The sequence below is a fragment of the Streptomyces sp. AM25 genome, from assembly GCF_058146165.1.
The window spans coordinates 89,728-105,985 of the sequence record NZ_JBKIWN010000138.1; the positions used below are offsets into that span (position 1 = coordinate 89,728).

Annotated in this window: 15 protein-coding genes; 12 read left to right on the forward strand and 3 right to left on the reverse strand. The window is 71.8% G+C overall.

Annotated features, from left to right (window positions below; genetic code table 11):
* Positions 1-13 precede the first annotated feature (13 nt).
* The 8 genes from ACLHRZ_RS40175 (at position 14) to ACLHRZ_RS40210 (ending at position 7,387) form a co-directional block, all read left to right on the forward strand.
* Positions 14-859 carry an EamA family transporter gene (locus ACLHRZ_RS40175; protein WP_490423555.1) on the forward strand — a complete coding sequence of 282 codons (846 nt, stop codon included), beginning with the start codon at positions 14-16 and terminating at the stop codon, positions 857-859.
* Positions 860-939: 80 nt separating this feature from the next.
* On the forward strand, positions 940-1,383 hold the full coding sequence (locus ACLHRZ_RS40180; RefSeq protein ID WP_490423556.1) for a DUF6299 family protein: 444 nt from the start codon (positions 940-942) through the stop codon (positions 1,381-1,383).
* 63 nt (positions 1,384-1,446) lie between these two features.
* Positions 1,447-2,307 (forward strand): 16S rRNA (cytidine(1402)-2'-O)-methyltransferase, encoded by an 861-nt coding sequence (gene rsmI / locus ACLHRZ_RS40185; RefSeq protein WP_490423557.1) that lies wholly within the window; start codon positions 1,447-1,449, stop codon positions 2,305-2,307.
* Positions 2,308-2,489: 182 nt separating this feature from the next.
* Positions 2,490-2,951, forward strand: a complete 462-nt coding sequence (locus ACLHRZ_RS40190; RefSeq protein WP_490423558.1) for a hypothetical protein — start codon at positions 2,490-2,492, stop codon at positions 2,949-2,951.
* 27 nt (positions 2,952-2,978) lie between these two features.
* Positions 2,979-3,887 carry a TatD family hydrolase gene (locus ACLHRZ_RS40195; protein WP_490423559.1) on the forward strand — a complete coding sequence of 303 codons (909 nt, stop codon included), beginning with the start codon at positions 2,979-2,981 and terminating at the stop codon, positions 3,885-3,887.
* Between the two features lie 104 nt (positions 3,888-3,991).
* The gene (locus tag ACLHRZ_RS40200) at positions 3,992-5,422 is read left to right on the forward strand and encodes a resuscitation-promoting factor (RefSeq protein WP_490423560.1); all 1,431 of its coding nucleotides are present in this window, start codon (positions 3,992-3,994) and stop codon (positions 5,420-5,422) included.
* The gene (rsmA, locus tag ACLHRZ_RS40205; protein WP_490423561.1) at positions 5,419-6,297 is read left to right on the forward strand and encodes a 16S rRNA (adenine(1518)-N(6)/adenine(1519)-N(6))-dimethyltransferase RsmA; all 879 of its coding nucleotides are present in this window, start codon (positions 5,419-5,421) and stop codon (positions 6,295-6,297) included. Before ACLHRZ_RS40200 ends, rsmA begins: the two co-directional genes overlap by 4 nt.
* Positions 6,298-6,481: 184 nt before the next feature.
* Positions 6,482-7,387, forward strand: coding sequence for a 4-(cytidine 5'-diphospho)-2-C-methyl-D-erythritol kinase (locus ACLHRZ_RS40210; protein ID WP_490423562.1), 906 nt, complete (start codon positions 6,482-6,484; stop codon positions 7,385-7,387).
* A gap of 42 nt (positions 7,388-7,429) precedes the next feature.
* Here ACLHRZ_RS40210 and ACLHRZ_RS40215 read toward each other — a convergent pair whose 3' ends face one another.
* Complete coding sequence (locus ACLHRZ_RS40215) at positions 7,430-8,620, reverse strand: cytochrome P450 (protein ID WP_490423563.1); 1,191 nt, start codon at positions 8,618-8,620, stop codon at positions 7,430-7,432.
* A 207-nt stretch (positions 8,621-8,827) separates the two neighbouring features.
* Between ACLHRZ_RS40215 and ACLHRZ_RS40220 the strand changes: the two genes are divergently transcribed.
* The 4 genes from ACLHRZ_RS40220 (at position 8,828) to ACLHRZ_RS40235 (ending at position 14,264) form a co-directional block, all read left to right on the forward strand.
* Entirely contained in the window at positions 8,828-9,556 is a 729-nt protein-coding gene (locus tag ACLHRZ_RS40220; protein ID WP_490423564.1) for a GbsR/MarR family transcriptional regulator, read from the forward strand.
* Positions 9,557-9,608: 52 nt separating this feature from the next.
* On the forward strand, positions 9,609-11,408 hold the full coding sequence (locus ACLHRZ_RS40225) for an ABC-F family ATP-binding cassette domain-containing protein (protein ID WP_490423565.1): 1,800 nt from the start codon (positions 9,609-9,611) through the stop codon (positions 11,406-11,408).
* 191 nt (positions 11,409-11,599) lie between these two features.
* Entirely contained in the window at positions 11,600-13,270 is a 1,671-nt protein-coding gene (locus ACLHRZ_RS40230) for a hypothetical protein (RefSeq protein ID WP_490423566.1), read from the forward strand.
* Between the two features lie 268 nt (positions 13,271-13,538).
* Entirely contained in the window at positions 13,539-14,264 is a 726-nt protein-coding gene (locus tag ACLHRZ_RS40235; protein WP_490423567.1) for a response regulator transcription factor, read from the forward strand.
* On the opposite strand, the gene ACLHRZ_RS40240 is transcribed toward ACLHRZ_RS40235, so the two are convergent.
* On the reverse strand, positions 14,212-14,502 hold the full coding sequence (locus ACLHRZ_RS40240; RefSeq protein WP_490423568.1) for a hypothetical protein: 291 nt from the start codon (positions 14,500-14,502) through the stop codon (positions 14,212-14,214). The two genes, ACLHRZ_RS40235 and ACLHRZ_RS40240, sit on opposite strands and share 53 nt — an antisense overlap.
* A 23-nt stretch (positions 14,503-14,525) precedes the next feature.
* Positions 14,526-16,202 (reverse strand): sodium:solute symporter family protein, encoded by a 1,677-nt coding sequence (locus ACLHRZ_RS40245; RefSeq protein ID WP_490423657.1) that lies wholly within the window; start codon positions 16,200-16,202, stop codon positions 14,526-14,528.
* Positions 16,203-16,258 lie beyond the last annotated feature (56 nt).

The window sequence follows — 16,258 nt, forward strand, 5'->3', positions numbered from 1 at the left end:
AAGGATCACGTCCATGACCCTCACCGTCGCGGTCGCCGTCCTCATCGCCGCCATAACCCACGCCAGTTGGAACGCGATAGCCCACAACATCAAGGACCAGCTCCTCGCCTTCACCTTCGTCGGCGGCGGAGGCGCCCTCTGCGGCCTCGTGCTGCTCCCCTTCGCCGCGACGCCGGCCGCCGCCGCGTGGCCGTACCTCCTCGCCTCCGCCGTCGTGCACGTCGTCTACCAGGCCCTGCTCATGCGGTCGTTCAGCCTCGGCGACTTCGGGCAGATGTACCCGATCGCCCGCGGTACCGCGCCGCTCGTCGTCACCGTCCTCGCCGCGGTCTTCGCGGGCGAGCTGCCCGGGCTGTGGCAGCTCGCGGGCGTGGCCGTGGCCTCCGCCGGGCTGGTCGGGCTCGCCCTGTGGGGGATCCGCGGCCGCGGGGCCCAGTGGCCCGCGGTCGGGGCCGCGGTCGCGACGGGGCTGGCCATCGCCGTGTACACCGTCATCGACGGGCTCGGGGTGCGCGCCGCGCACTCGCCCCTCGGCTTCATCGCCTGGCTGATGGTCCTGGAGGGACTGGCCATCCCGGCCTGGGCGTTGGTCTCCCGGCGCGGCCGGCTCCTCGCGGAGATCCGCCCGTTCGCCGTGCGCGGCCTGCTCGGCGGCCTGCTGTCGGTGTTCGCCTACGGGCTGGTGCTGTGGGCGCAGACGCAGGCGGAACTGGCGCCGATCGCCGCCCTGCGCGAGTCGTCCATCATCGTGGGAGCAGCCATCGGCGCGCTGTTCATGAAGGAGCGGTTCGGCGGCCCCCGCGTGGCGGCCGCAGGCCTGATGGTGGTCGGCATCGGTCTGATGCTGCACGCCGGCTGACGGCGCGCCTCGGGCGCCGGAACGGACAATTCGGGTATCCCTGGCGGCTCGTAGCCAGAGACACGGAAGAGGAACCGTCCATGTCGCGCACCCGTCGCGCTCTCGTCATCTCCCTCGGCGCCGCCCTGTTCGGCGCCGTTCCGCCGCCCGCCGCCGCCCACGCCGTCGGCACCCCGGTCTACCGGCTCTCCGTCGACCGCCTCGGCTCCGTCGCCCCCGACGGCACCGTCGCCCTGTCCGGGGCGTACCGGTGCAGCGGCGGCGACGCGGGCGAGCCGGTGTACGTGGCCACCAACCTCCGGCAGAGCAGCCAGCTGGTGCGCGCCATCGGCGGCACCAGGGCCGTGTGCGACGGCCAGGAGCACCGCTGGCGCAACACCGGCCGCCCCGAGGAGCCGGCCGTCCGGCCGGGCGGGGCCAAGGTGGAGGCCACGCTGATGCGGATGCGGCGGGGCGCGATGGGGTTGCCGTTGCCGACGTTTCTGGCGGGGCGCACGCAGGACGTGACGCTGCTGCGGAGGTAACCGGTCGTCCGCAGGTGTGCCGGGCCCGCACCCGACGGCCGACCGCCCTGCGAGACTGGTCATGTGACTGGAACGCTCGTACTCGCAGGAACCCCCATCGGCGACGTCGCCGACGCCCCCCCGCGCCTCGCCGCCGAGCTCGCCGCGGCCGAGGTGATCGCGGCCGAGGACACCCGGCGGCTGCGCCGCCTGACGCAGGCGCTGGGGGTGCACACCACCGGCCGTGTCGTGTCCTACTTCGAGGGCAACGAGGCGGCCCGCACCCCCGAGCTGGTCGAGGCGCTGGCCGGCGGGGCGCGGGTGCTGCTGGTCACGGACGCGGGGATGCCGTCCGTGTCGGACCCCGGCTACCGGCTGGTGGCCGCCGCGGTCGAGCGCGACATCAAGGTCACTGCCGTGCCGGGCCCGTCGGCCGTGCTCACCGCGCTGGCGGTGTCCGGCCTCCCGGTCGACCGGTTCTGCTTCGAAGGCTTCCTGCCCCGCAAGGCCGGCGAGCGCCTGGGCCGGCTGCGGGAGGTGGCCGGCGAGCGGCGCACCCTGGTCTACTTCGAGGCCCCGCACCGCCTGGACGACACCCTGGCCGCCATGGCCGAGGCGCTCGGCGCGGACCGCCGGGCGGCCGTCTGCCGCGAGCTGACGAAGACGTACGAGGAGGTCAGACGCGGTCCGCTGAAGGAGCTCGCCGCGTGGGCGGCCGAGGGCGTCCGCGGCGAGATCACGATCGTCGTCGAGGGCGCGCCCGAGACCGGGCCCGAGGAACTGGACGAGGCCGAGCTGGTCCGCCGGGTGCGGATCCGGGAGGACGCGGGCGAGCGCCGCAAGGAGGCCATTGCGGCCGTGGCGGCCGAAACGGGCCTGCCCAAACGGGCCGTGTTCGATGCGGTCGTAGCGGCAAAAAATGCCGCACAGCAGGGCTCACCGTAAGGTAAAGGGCCAACCTGAAAAGCAAAGCTTGGTCCTGGCTGTGAGCGCCTTCGGGCATGGAGCCGCCAAGTTTGCCCCAATTCGGGGGTCAGGCTGCTGCGCTGTCGACGGGAAGGGCGTTCCCTTGGTTGTGGGACGTCCGATCCCGGAGAGAGCTTGTCCTACGGACAAGAGGAGCTGCCATGAGCGAGACCGCAGAGACCTCGAGCGGAGTCCACCCCGTGACCCGTCCGCGCACTGCCGAGCAGGGTGCGACGGCCTTCGAGGCGGCGCACGAGTCCTACAGCTTTGCCTGCATGCGGTGCGGGCACTGCTGGGAACAGTCGTACGAAATACAGCACCACGTCGACGCCAAGGGCCAGCCGTTCGTCACGTACTACGCGGACGGGCAGCGTGTCCCGTCCCCGTTGACCCGCCCGGCCTGCGTCAACTGCGGCAACCACGTGGTGCGCATCATGCGCTCCGGCCAGGTGTCCGTGATCGCCGAGGCCCTGCACCTCCCCACCCGCACGACCGTGCCCGCCCCCTCGACGGCGGGGCCGCTGATGAACGGCGGCTCGCACGAGGAGCGCCCGCACCACCACGCCGGGCACCACTGGCACCTCTCGGACCTGCTGAAGCCCTTCCACCTGCACCGGAAGTGAGCGCGTCCGCTCCTTAGAATCACGTGCATGGCATCGAACAGTGGCCCGGCCGGCGGCGAGAAGCAGAACCCCAAGGACGTCCCCCCGCCCCTCCCGGCGCCGCTGAAGGTGCCCGTGGCCGACTCGCACACCCACCTCGACATGCAGAAACATGCGACGGTCGAGGAGGCCCTAGCAGTGGCTGCATCCGTAGGCGTCACCACCGTCGTCCAGGTCGGCTGCGACCTGGCCGGGTCCCGCTGGGCGGCCGAGACCGCCGCAGCGCACGACGCCGTCTGGGCGACCGTCGCCCTGCACCCCAACGAGGCGCCCCGCATCGAGCTCGGCGATCCCGACGGCCGGTCCCGGCAGGGGGCCCGCGAGCCCGGGGGCCGGGCGGCGCTCGATGCCGCTCTCGCCGAGATCGACCGCCTGGCCGGCCTGCCGCAGGTCAAGGGGGTCGGCGAGACCGGCCTCGACTTCTTCCGCACCGGCCCCGAGGGCATGGCGGCCCAGGAGTACTCCTTCCGCCGCCACATCGCCATCGCCAAGCACCACGGCAAGGCCCTGGTCATCCACGACCGCGACGCGCACGACGACGTGCTGCGCGTCCTGGGGGAGGAGGGCGCGCCGGAGACCGTGGTCTTCCACTGCTTCTCCGGCGACGCCGCCATGGCGAAGGTGTGCGCCGAGGCCGGCCACTACCTGTCCTTTGCCGGGAACGTCACATTCCGCAACGCCCAGCCGCTGCGCGATGCCCTCGCCGCCGCCCCGCTCGACCGGGTGCTCGTGGAGACCGACGCACCTTTCCTGACCCCGATGCCGTATCGCGGACGGCCGAATGCGCCCTACCTCATTCCGGTCACTTTGCGTGCGATGGCGGAGGTGAAGGGGATCGGCGAGGACGCCCTGGCCACGGCCGTCGCGGCCAATACCGCACGCGCCTTCGGATACTGACCCTCAAATCCGCGACACCGTGTGACGGTACGACTTTGGTCCGTGACCGCCCCTCCGCTACAGTCCCGGGCCCAGGCCGTGTGCAGCCGGACCAGTGGAGTGTCGTGAGTCATAGCCAGGGCGGGCCCCGCGCCACCACGGAAGCGCCGCGCTACGACCCGTACGTGCCCCACGAGCCGTACGGGACGTATCCGCGATACGAGGCCTACGAGCCGTACGAGCAGTCGTTCGGGACCTACGAGGCCCCGCCGGCGGCCTCGCTCCCGGTGTCGTCGCCCTCGTACGAGCCGGGCCGGCTGGCCCCGGCCCACGACGGGCAGCCCCTGCTGCCCCGCCAGGCCACCGCGCCCGGTGTCACGGGCGACGACGGCCCGGACGCGGAACCGGAGGCGGACGGCCGCGGCCGCCGGGCCGCGCGCCGCAGGCGCCCCGCGGGCGACCGCACCGAACCGCTGCGCCGCCTGCTGCCGCAGGCCCTCGTGGTGGCCTTCCTGGCCGGCGGCACCTCGGCGTTCATCGCCAGCGACAAGGCCGTCCAGCTCAGCGTCGACGGCAGGCCGCGCACCCTGCACACCTTCGCGGACGACGTCCACGAGCTGCTGGCCGACCAGGGCATGCACGTCGGCGAGCACGACATCATCGCCCCCGGCCCGCACCACGACCTCGCCTCCGGCGACCGCGTGATCGTCCGCTACGGCCGTCCCGTCACCCTCACCCTCGACGGGGAGCGCCGCCAGGTGTGGACCACGGCCCGGACCGTCGACGGCGCCCTGCAGCAGCTCGGCGTGCGCGCCGAGGGCGCGTACCTCTCCGCCTCCCGCTCCACCGCCATCGGGCGCAAGGGTCTGGACCTGGACGTGCGCACCGAGCGGTCCGTGACGTTCATGGCCGACGGGCGCGAGCGCACGATCCGGACCAACGCGGCCACCGTCCGCGAGGCCCTCGACCAGGCCGGGATCGCCCTGCACGGCCAGGACACCACCTCCGTCGACCCCGGCAGCTTCCCGCGCGACGGGCAGACGATCTCCGTCATGCGCATCACGGGCAGCCAGGAGGCCCGCGAGGAGCCGATCCCGTATCAGACCGAGAAGCACGAGGACCCCTCGCTCTACAAGGGCACCGAGACCGTTGTGCAGCGCGGCGAGCCGGGCGCCGAGCGTGTGATGTACGCCCTGCGCACGGTCAACGGCGTGAAGCAGAAGCCCAGGAAGATCTCCTCGGAGACCGTCCGGCAGCCCCGCACCGAGATCGTCAAGATCGGCACCAAGCCGCGGCCCACCACCGTGCAGGGCGCGGAGGGACTGAACTGGTCCGGGCTCGCCCAGTGCGAGGCCGGCGGACGGCCGGGCGCGGTGGACTCCTCGGGCACCTACGGCGGGCTGTACCAGTTCGACGTGCGGACCTGGCAGTCGCTCGGCGGCAGCGGCCGGCCGCAGGACGCCCCGGCCGACGAGCAGACCATGCGGGCCAAGAAGCTCTACGTCAGCCGGGGGTCGACGCCCTGGCCCGTGTGCGGCCGTAAACTTCACGGGTGAGCTCCAGCCCCAGCACTGACGAATCCGGCGCCCTCCTCGGCCCGGCCGACATCCGAGAACTGGCCAACGCCCTCGGGGTCCGCCCGACCAAGCAGCGCGGCCAGAACTTCGTGATCGACGCCAACACGGTCCGGCGCATCGTGCGGACCGCCGAGGTACGGCCCGACGACGTGGTCGTCGAGGTCGGCCCCGGCCTCGGGTCGCTGACCCTGGCCCTGCTGGAGGCCGCCGACCGGGTCACCGCGGTCGAGATCGACGACGTGCTGGCGGCGGCCCTCCCGTCGACCATCGCGGGCCGGCTGCCCGCGCGCGCCGACCGCTTCGCGCTCGTCCACAGCGACGCGATGCAGGTGCAGGAGCTGCCGGGCCCGCCGCCCACCGCGCTCGTCGCCAACCTGCCCTACAACGTCGCCGTGCCGGTGCTGCTGCACATGCTGGACCGCTTCCCCAGCATCGAGCGCACGCTGGTGATGGTCCAGGCCGAGGTCGCCGACCGGCTCGCCGCCGCGCCCGGCAACAAGGTCTACGGCGTGCCCTCGGTCAAGGCCAACTGGTACGCCGAGGTCAAGCGCGCCGGTGCCATCGGCCGCAACGTCTTCTGGCCCGCCCCGAACGTCGACTCGGGCCTCGTCTCGCTGGTGCGCCGCACGAAGCCGATCGAGACGACGGCGAGCAAGGAGGAGGTCTTCGCCGTCGTCGACGCCGCCTTCGCCCAGCGCCGCAAGACGCTGCGCGCCGCGCTGGCCGGCTGGGCCGGCTCGGCCGCCGCGGCCGAGGCCGCGCTGGTCGCGGCCGGGATCTCGCCGCAGGCGCGCGGCGAGGCGCTGACGGTGCACGAGTTCGCGGCCATCGCGGAGAACAAGCCGACCGCCTGACGCCGGTTCGCCTCCGGCGCGGTCCGCGGGTCGGCCGTGGGATCCGCCGGTGGCCGCCGGGCGGGCCGCCCGTGGCCGTACGGCACGGTCCCGGGCCGTACGATCGGCCGCAACGGCCGGCCACGTCGCCCTGCCGGCCTCTCCCTCCGCCCGTCCGCCCGATCGCCCCGAGGAGCCCCGTCCCGTGACCGCCGAGTCCGTCACCGTCCGCGTCCCCGCCAAGGTCAACGTCCAGCTCGCCGTGGGCGGTCCGCGCCCCGACGGTTTCCACGACCTGGCCAACGTCTTCCTCGCCGTCGGCCTGTACGACGAGGTCACGGTGACCCCGGCCGACGCGCTGCGCATCACCTGCTCCGGCCCCGACGCGGCCCAGGTGCCGCTGGACGCCTCCAACCTCGCGGCGCGGGCGGTGCTCGCGCTGGGGGAGCGGTACGGGCGTGCCGCGGACGTGCACATCCACATCGCCAAGGACATCCCGGTGGCGGGCGGCATGGCCGGCGGCAGCGCGGACGGCGCGGCCGCGCTGGTCGCGTGCGACGCGCTGTGGGGCACCGGCGCCTCGCGCGGGGAACTCCTGGAGATCTGCGCCGAGTTGGGCAGCGACGTGCCGTTCAGCCTGGTCGGCGGCGCCGCGCTCGGGCAGGGCCGCGGCGAACTGCTCACCCCCCTGGAGGTCGGCGGCACCTTCGACTGGGTCTTCGCCGTGGCGGACGGCGGCCTGTCGACCCCCGCGGTCTACCGGGAGTGCGACCGCCTCCGGGGCGATGCGGAGATCCCGGCCCCCGAGGCGTCCGCGGCCCTGCTGGACGCCCTCCGGGCGGGGGATGCGGCCGCGCTCGCGGCCGCGGTCTCCAACGACCTCCAGGCCGCTGCCGTTTCGCTGCGCCCGTCCCTGACGGCCACCCTCGCGGCGGGCGCGGAGGCGGGGGCCCTGGCGGCCATGGTGTCGGGTTCGGGGCCGACCACGGCGTTCCTGGCGGGGAGCCCGGAGGAGGCCGAGAAGGTGGCCGATGCGCTGCGTGCCTCCGGTACGTGTCGTGCGGTGCGGGTTGCCGCTGGGGCGGTGGCGGGGGCTACGGTCGTTCGCTGACTGCGGGTTGGTTGTGGCTGGTCGCGCAGTTCCCCGCGCCCCTTACGGGGCCAGCCTCACCGGCAACTCCTCCACCCCGTAAATGTCGGACTCCGTCCGCATCCGTACCTCCCCGGCTGGCACGGCCAACTGCAACTCCGGGAAGCGGTCGAACAGTGCCGGCAGGGCAACTCGCAGTTCGACCCTGGCCAGTTGCTGGCCCAGGCACTGGTGGATGCCGTATCCGAGGGCGACGTGGCCGGTGGCCTGGCGGCGTACGTCCAGGCGGTCGGGGTCGGGGAACTTCGCCGGGTCCCGGTTGGCCGCCATCACCGACAGGGCGACCGTCTCGCCCGCCTTGATCAACCGACCGCCCAGCTCGATGTCTTCGAGCGCGGTCCGCGCCCCGGTGTGGGCGATGCTCAGGTAGCGCAGCAACTCCTCGACGGCCGTGTCCACGACCTCCGGGTCGCTGCGCAGCACGGCCAGCTGCTCCGGGTGTTCCAGCAGGGCGAAGGTGCCCAGCCCGATCATGTTGGCGGTGGTGTCGAGCCCCGCCCCCAGCAGCAGGGTGGCGATGTTGGTGAGCTCCTCGTCGGTGAGCTCGTCCGTGGCGGCCAGGTCGCCGAGCACGTCGTCGGTGGGGGCGGACCGCTTCGCCACGACCAGGCCGTACAGCATGCGACCCAGCCCGTTCATCGCGGCGATCCGCTCCTCCATGGTGGCGTTGTGGTCGTTCAGGTCCATCGTGAACTGCTGGAAGGCCTCGTGCTCGGCGTAGGGCACGCCCAGCAGTTCGCAAATCATCAGCGCGGGGACGGGCTGGGCGTAGGCCCGCACCAGGTCCACCACCGGGCCCTGCCGTGCCATCTCGTCCAGCTGCGCGGCGGTGATCTCCTCGACGCGCTCGGTGAGCTGTCGCATCCGGCGGAGCGTGAACTTGCCCATGAGCAGACGCCGGTAGCGGGTGTGCTCGGGCGCGTCGTGCCCGATGAACATTCCGGGTCCGGCCGGCGGTATCGGTTCGGTGGCGACGGAGCCGGCCATCGGGTTGTGCATGAGCTCCTGCCGCGAGCTGAACCGCGGGTCGGACACCACCGCGCGGCCCAGGGCGTGGCCGGTCACCAGCCAGCCCTTGTGTCCGTCGGGGAACGTCATCCGGGCCAGGGGCTGTTTCTCGCGCAGCCGTGCCAGCTCCTCCGGGGGGTCGAAGGGACAGCCCGCAGGGCGCTGGGCGGGGAGGGATTCGAGCATGGCGGTCGCCCCGTTTCTCGTAAGCGTTCAGAACTCTTTGAAAGCTACGTTGCGTTCAGTACACCTTCAATCCAGGGAGGGCTCAATTCCGCGTATTTGCAGGGTGATTGACGGGTTTCATTGCAATGGAGGTGTGCGTGAATGCAATGCACGTCCCTGTGTGTTGCAATGACTTGTCAGTGAACGCACAGGGGGAGGCGACCGCGCATGCCGGGAGGCAGGCTCACCCACGACGACCGGCGGCACATCGCCGAGGGGCTCGCCGAAGGGCTCGCCTACGCCGAGATCGCCAGGCGCCTGGCCCGGCCGACCTCGACCGTCAGCCGCGAGGTGGTCCGCAACGGCGGGCCCGACGGCTACCGGGCCGACCACGCCCACCTGGCCACCGCCCGCCGCGCCCGCCGCGGCACCCCGGCGGCCGCCGCTCCGGCACCGGCCGCGCCCTCCGACGAGGCCGTCCGCGGCTTCGAGGAGCTCCTCACGGCGACGCTGATCCGGACCGGGGTGCCGCGGATGATGGCCAGGGTGCTCGCCTGCCTCTGCACCGTCGACGCCGGCGGCCTCACCTCCGCCGAGCTGGTCCGGCGCCTGCAGGTCAGCCCGGCGTCCGTCTCCAAGGCCATCGGCTACCTGGAGGAGCAGGACCTCGTCAGCCGCGAACGCGATCCCGGGCAGCGGTACGACCGCTACGTCGTCGGCGACGACGTCTGGTACCGCTCGCTGCTGGCGAGCGTCCACACGAACGCCTTGCTGGCGGACACCCTCCGGAAGGGGGCGCAGGTGCTCGGCAGCACCACCCCGGCGGGGACGCGGATGGCGGACATGAGCGGGTTCCTCGACCGCCTGTGCGCCGACTTGATCGAAAAGGCCGAGCTCTGGCGCCCCGAAGGGGCGCGGGGAACTGCGCGACCAGCCAGAGACGGCCCGCACGAATAGCACCACCGCAACCCATGGGATCCTGGACCCGTAACTCAAAGCGAGGAGCGCAATGGCAGCCAACCTGGTCAATCTGGAAGCCGTCGACAAGGTGTACGGCACCCGTGCACTGCTCGACGGCGTCTCCCTCGGGGTCAACGAGGGAGACCGGATCGGCGTGGTCGGCCGCAACGGCGACGGCAAGACCACCCTCATCCGCGTCCTCGCCAAGCTGGAGGAGGCCGACAAGGGGCGCGTCACGCACGTCGGCCACCTCCAGCTCGGCGTGCTCACCCAGCACGACTCGCTCGACCCCGCCGCCACCATCCGGCACGAGGTCATCCGCGACATGCCCGACCACGAGTGGGCGGGCAACGCCAAGATCCGCGACGTGCTCACCGGCCTCTTCGGCGGGCTGGACCTGCCGGGCTTCGCCGACGGGCTCGACACCGTCATCGGCCCGCTGTCCGGTGGCGAGCGCCGCCGGATCGCGCTCGCCAAGCTGCTCATCGGCGAGCCGGACCTGATCGTGCTCGACGAGCCCACCAACCACCTCGACGTCGAGGGCATCTCCTGGCTCGCCGGGCACCTGCGGGCGCGCCGCTCGGCGCTGGTGTGCGTCACGCACGACCGCTGGTTCCTGGACCAGGTCTGCACGCGCATGTGGGACGTGCAGCGCGGCACCGTCCACGAGTACGAGGGCGGCTACAGCGACTACGTCTTCGCCCGCGCCGAGCGCGAGCGCATCGCCGCCACCGAGGAGGCGAAGCGGCAGAACCTGATGCGCAAGGAGCTCGCCTGGCTGCGCCGCGGCGCCCCGGCCCGCACCAGCAAGCCGCGCTTCCGGATCGAGGCGGCCAACGAGCTCATCGCGGACGTGCCGCCGCCGCGCGACACCTCCGAGCTGATGAAGTTCGCCAACGCGCGGCTGGGCAAGACCGTCTTCGACCTGGAGGACGTGACCGTCGAGGCCGGCCCCAAGGTGCTCATCGAGCACCTCACCTGGCAGCTGGGCCCCGGCGACCGCGTCGGCCTCGTCGGCGTCAACGGCGCCGGCAAGACCTCGCTGCTGCGCACCCTCGCCGAGGCGGCGCGCACGCAGGGCGAGAAGCAGCCGGGCAAGGGCAAGGTCGTCGTCGGCAAGACCGTCCGGCTGGCGTACCTCTCGCAGGAGGTCGCCGAACTCGACCCCGCCAAGCGGGTGCTGGAGGCCGTGCAGCAGGTGCGCGACCGCGTCGACCTCGGCAAGGGCCGGGAGATGACGGCCGGGCAGCTGTGCGAGAAGTTCGGCTTCACCAAGGAGAAGCAGTGGACGCCGGTCGGTGACCTGTCGGGTGGCGAGCGGCGCCGGCTCCAGATCCTGCGGCTGCTGATGGACGAGCCCAACGTCCTGTTCCTGGACGAGCCGACGAACGACCTCGACATCGAGACGCTCACGCAGCTGGAGGATCTCCTCGACGGGTGGCCCGGCTCGATGGTCGTCATCAGCCACGACCGGTACTTCGTCGAGCGCACGACGGACCGCGTCTTCGCACTGCTCGGCGACCGCGCGCTGCGGATGCTGCCGCGCGGGCTGGACGAGTACCTGGAGCGGCGCCAGGCGGTTCTCGAATCGGCCGTGGCGCAGGTTCCGGTCACCGCCCCCGTGAAGCAGAAGTCGGCTGCCGATCAGCGTGCCGCGCAGAAGGAGCTGCAGAAGATCGAGCGCCGGCTCGACCGCATCGGCGAGCAGGAGGCGAAGCTCCACGGGCGCATCGCCGAGCAGGCGACGGACTTCGAGGCGGTCGCCAAGCTGGACGCGGAGCTGCGCGAGCTGGGCGGTGAGCGGGAGGAGCTGGAGATGCGGTGGCTCGAACTGGCCGAGGACGTTTAGGCGTTCTGTCGGGTGCAGGTTGATTTGGGCTGGTCGCGTAGTTCCTCGCACCCCTGACGGGGCGCGGGGCAACGGTCTCGTCACGGGCCGGTCTCAGGTGGTGAATGCGCCTGGGATCGGCCCGTTGGCGTAAAGCGGACGGTGATACAAAAGAACACCCGCTCGCCTGCCGTGCATGAAGAGGAAAGCCGATGTCACAGCCCCCGCCGCCGCAGCAGCCGCCTCCGCCGCCGGGCGGCTTCGGTCCCGCGCCGGGTGGCTTCGGCGCTCCCGAGCAGCCCGCTGCCGCCCCCGGCGGCTACGGCTACCCCCAGACCCCGCCACCCCCGCCGCCGCCCGCTCAGGCCCCCGCCCCGGGCTACGGCTACCCGCAGAGCGGGTACGGGTACCCCCAACAGGGGTTCGGCGGGCCGCAGTTCCCGGCCGGTCCCGCCGTTCCGCCGCCCGGCAGCCCGAAGAAGAAGCCGCCCGTGGCGGCGATCATCGGCGGCGTCGTGGCCGTCGCGCTCCTCGCCGGCGGCGGTATCTGGTTCGCCACCCAGAGCGGTGGCAAGGACGACGGCGACACCAAGAGCAGCAGCCAGGCCGCAGGCTCGAACGGCACCGGCAGGAACGCCCCCGCGACCGTCAACGGCAAGATGCTGTTCAGCGTCGACTCGCCGCAGGTCGACGACCTCGTCAACGTCAAGGGCACCTGGGTCACCGATCAGGTCTTCGCCAAGTCGGACGTCTACAAGGTCGTCGGCTACGGCCTGTCCGGCGGCAAGAAGTACGAGATCCCGCTCGACGGCGAGATCTGCTGGGCCTCCCAGCAGGTGACGCCCGACGGCAAGACCGCGGTCCTGGTCAAGGAGTCCAAGCCCACGCCGGACAAGAAGTACGGCGGCCCGTGCGACCAGGTCGTCGCCCTCGACCTGAACAACGGCAAGAAGCTGTGGCAGAAGGCCGCCAAGGCCGGCGACCAGCCGGTGACGTTCGGCGAGGTCACCATCGGCGGCGGCACCGTCGCCGCGGGCGGCACCAGCGGCGGTGCCGCGTGGTCGCTGAGCGACGGCAAGGAGCTGTGGACGCCCAAGGCCGGCGACGACTGCCGGGACGACGGCTACGGCGGCGGCACCAAGCTGGTCGCGGTGCGCCGCTGCGGCGACTACGCGCGCCCGCAGATGCAGGTGCAGACCCTCGACCCGGCGACGGGCGGCATCAAGTCCACGTACAAGGTGCCCGCAGGGCTGAACTACGTGCACGTGGTGTCAACCGACCCGCTGGTGGTCGCGGTCGACGCGGGTGATCACACGGGCAGCGCCGCCTCCGACTTCCTGGCGATCGACGACAGCGCCAAGGAGGGCACGCTGCGCAGCAAGGTCTCCACGCAGAACGGCCAGTTCACGCCGAAGTGCGAGTCCACCAACGTCGAGGGCTGCAAGAAGGTCGTCGTCAGCAAGGACACCCTGTACCTGCCGACCCAGGAGCACCAGAGCGGCAACTCCCAGGAGGTGGGCCGGGTCACGGACATCGTCGGCTTCGGCCTCTCCGACGGCCAGACCCGGGGCAAGGTCTCGGGCGCGCCGGGCTCCTCGTTCACCCCGCTGTCGCTGGACCGCGACGGGTACCTGATCGCCTACCAGGACCCGACGTACAAGGCCGGCGGCATGGTGATCCGGATCGATCCCAAGACGTTCAAGACCGATGTGCTGATGAAGAACCCGGTCGACACGACCGGGGCCGAGCGCAAGCTCTCGCCCAGCTACCAGGACGTGGTGTGGTCGCAGGGCCGGCTCTACATGGGCAACGGCTTCGCCAACAAGGCCGGTCCGGCCGGGCTGGGCAAGGACTGCCTGGCCCTGGTCTTCGGCGGGAGCTGAACCGGCGGCCGAGGGCGGTGATCACTACGTGATCGTTTGACGGCGTCCCGTGCGTGGAAGCCTGTCGAAACCCAGCCGTATCCCTGTCCATCACGCGTACATGCCTGAACGATCCGTTTCAGTCGCGAAGTACACGTGATTGGCAGGGATTTCGGCATTCCGGGGGACTTCTCACCGGTAAGGGGCGCGGAACGTCGAACAAGCGTGTAGCTTCCGGGGTCAAAGAAGGAGCCGGGGAGACGTACGCGGGGCGACAGGGGGGACGCGCATGGGCGTGCGGCTCATGGTGGTCGACGACCACCGTCTACTGGCCGAGGCGCTCGCCTCGGCGTTGAAGTTGCGCGGGCACCGAGTGCTGGCCGCGGCTGCGCCGAGCGCGGGGGCGGCCGATCTGGTGGTGAGCCGCGCGCCCGAAGTGTGCCTGCTCGGCACGGCGGCCCCGGCGGAGCCGGGCGCCTTCGAGCCGGTGGTGCGGATCAAGCGGGAGCGCCCGCAGGTCGCCGTCGTGGTGCTGGGCCCGGTGCCCAGCCCCCTGGGGATCGCGGCCGCGTTCGCCGCGGGCGCCTCCGGCTACGTCCGGCACAACGAGCGCATCGAGGGCGTCGAGCGGGCCATGATGAAGGCCCGCGCGGGCGAGGCCGCGGTCGATCCGCAGCTGCTCCAGGGCGCGTTCGCCGAGCTGCTCAACCCGGCGGCCCAGCCGGACGACGAGGGCGCCCGGCTGCTCCAGCTGCTCACCCCGCGCGAGGTGGAGGTGCTGGTGCGGGTCGCCGAGGGCGAGGACACCCGGCTGATCGCCGCGGGCATGGGCATAGCCCCGAGCACGGCCCGTACGCACGTCCAGCGCGTGCTGATGAAGCTCGGCGTGGGCTCCCGGCTGGAGGCGGCCGCCCTGGCCGCCCGTACGGGCCTGCTCGACCGCGCGACGGGCGGCGGCGCCGTCACTCCGGGCGCTGTTCCCCGGGGGCCGGCGGGGGCGCCGGGCGGAGTCTGAGCCAGACGAGGAAGAAGGCGCCGAGGGCCAGCATGCCCAGGCCCGTCCAGAGGTTGATGTTGATGCCCTGCGCCTTCTTCACGTCCGCCTCCGAGGCGGTGATCCCGGCGACGGTGACGATGATCCCGTAGACGGTGAACAGCGCGCCGATGATCCGCCGCACGTCGAAGAGGCGTGCGGCGGTGGCGGACTTGCGCTCCAGTTCCTCGACGTCGTGCTGGTACTCGAACTCGCTCACAACTTGCTCCTCGACGGCGGGCGTTACAGGGAGAAGGGCACGTAGCAGGCGGCGGCCAGGACGACCGCGCCCCAGCCCAGCAGTGCGGGGCGGCGGTACCAGGCGTCGTCGCCCTCGGCGGCCGGCTCCGCCATGCCGGGCGAGGAGGTCCCGTAGACCAGCCCGGCCAGCGAGGCGGCCGGTTTGGGCGCGGTGCACAGCGAGACCGCGAGCATCACGGCCGCGCCGATCACGAACGCGACGATGGAGGAAACGAAGTTGGCGCCCTGGTCGGACGGGATGCCGATGACGCCCTGCTTGTAGAACCAGAAGTAGTTGACCATCGCGGCCACCGTGCCGCTCAGCAGCCCCCAGAAACCCGCGGCGGCGGTGGCCCGCTTCCAGAACATGCCGATGATGAAGACGCAGAACAGCGGGACGTTGAAGAACGAGAAGAGCGTCTGCAGGTAGTTCATGATGTTGGAGAAGGACGAGGCGATGAAGGCCGTCCCCATCCCGATGACGACGCCGATCGCGGTGACCACGCGCCCGGTCCGCAGGTAGTACGCGTCCTCGCGGCCGCGCTTCACATAGGCGGCCCAGATGTCTTTGGTGAACACGGTGTTGAAGGACGAGACGTTGGCCGCCATGCCCGCCATGAAGGCCGCCAGCAGCCCGGTGACCGCGATGCCGAGCACGCCGTTGGGCAGCAGGTCGCGCATCAGCACGGGAATCGCGTCGTTGTAGCTCAGACCGCCGCCCGCCTTGCCGAGCGAGGGCTCCATGACGAGGGCGATGAGCCCGGGGACGACCACGACCATCGGGATGAACATCTTGGGGAACGCGGCGATCAGCGGCGTGCGCCGGGCGGCGCTGAGGTTCTTCGCGGACAACGCGCGCTGTACTTCGGCGAAGTTGGTGGTCCAGTAGCCGAAGGACATCACGAAGCCGAGGCCGAGCACGATGGTGAGCCAGTTGGCGCCCAGCGGGTTGGGGTGCCCGATGCCCGTACCGCCCCAGGCGCTCAGGAAATCGTCACCGTGCGAGGCAGTGAGCGAGTGGTTCAGGCCGTGCCAGCCGCCGACCCGCTTGAGCCCGACGACCGTCAGCGGGATCAGCGCCGCGAGGATCACGAAGAACTGCAGCACCTCGTTGTAGATCGCCGAGGAGAGCCCGCCGAGCGTGATGTAGGCGAGGACGAAGAAGCCCGCGACGACGATCGCCACCCACTGCGGCCAGCCCAGCAGCGCCTGCAGCACGATGGCCATGGCGTACAGGTTGACGCCCGCGATGAGTACGGACGACACCGCGAAGATGACCGAGCTGAGCAGGTGCGAGGCCGGCCCGAAGCGGTGCAGCAGGAACTCCGGCACGGATCTGACCTTCGACCCGTAGTAGAACGGCATCATCGCCAGGCCCAGGAAGACCATGGCCGGGATGGCGCCGATCCAGTACCAGTGCACCGTGTAGGCGCCGTACTGTGCGCCGTTGGCGGCCATGCCCAGGATCTCGGTGGCGCCGAGGTTGGCGGCCACGAAGGCGAGTCCGGTCACCCAGGCCGGCAGCGAGCGCCCGGAGAGGAAGAAGTCCAGGCTGGTGCGCACCGAGCGGCGAGCGGCGAAGCCGATGCCCAGGACGACCACGAAGTACAGGACCAGGATCGTGTAGTCGAGCCCGTTGACGGGCAGCCGGAGCCCGTCGGCCAGGGGCGTGGACGCCATGGTCGGCATGGGCGGATCACCTCACTCGACGTTGACTGAGTTGTTGGGTCATGATT

Coding starts and splice junctions, on each gene's coding strand:
- ACLHRZ_RS40175 (WP_490423555.1), top strand. CDS start 14: ATGACCCTCACCGTCGCGGTCGCCGTCCTCATCGCCGCCATAACCCAC.
- ACLHRZ_RS40180 (WP_490423556.1), top strand. CDS start 940: ATGTCGCGCACCCGTCGCGCTCTCGTCATCTCCCTCGGCGCCGCCCTG.
- ACLHRZ_RS40190 (WP_490423558.1), top strand. CDS start 2,490: ATGAGCGAGACCGCAGAGACCTCGAGCGGAGTCCACCCCGTGACCCGT.
- ACLHRZ_RS40195 (WP_490423559.1), top strand. CDS start 2,979: ATGGCATCGAACAGTGGCCCGGCCGGCGGCGAGAAGCAGAACCCCAAG.
- ACLHRZ_RS40215 (WP_490423563.1), bottom strand. CDS start 8,620: ATGCTCGAATCCCTCCCCGCCCAGCGCCCTGCGGGCTGTCCCTTCGAC.
- ACLHRZ_RS40220 (WP_490423564.1), top strand. CDS start 8,828: ATGCCGGGAGGCAGGCTCACCCACGACGACCGGCGGCACATCGCCGAG.
- ACLHRZ_RS40225 (WP_490423565.1), top strand. CDS start 9,609: ATGGCAGCCAACCTGGTCAATCTGGAAGCCGTCGACAAGGTGTACGGC.
- ACLHRZ_RS40230 (WP_490423566.1), top strand. CDS start 11,600: ATGTCACAGCCCCCGCCGCCGCAGCAGCCGCCTCCGCCGCCGGGCGGC.
- ACLHRZ_RS40235 (WP_490423567.1), top strand. CDS start 13,539: ATGGGCGTGCGGCTCATGGTGGTCGACGACCACCGTCTACTGGCCGAG.
- ACLHRZ_RS40245 (WP_490423657.1), bottom strand. CDS start 16,202: ATGGCGTCCACGCCCCTGGCCGACGGGCTCCGGCTGCCCGTCAACGGG.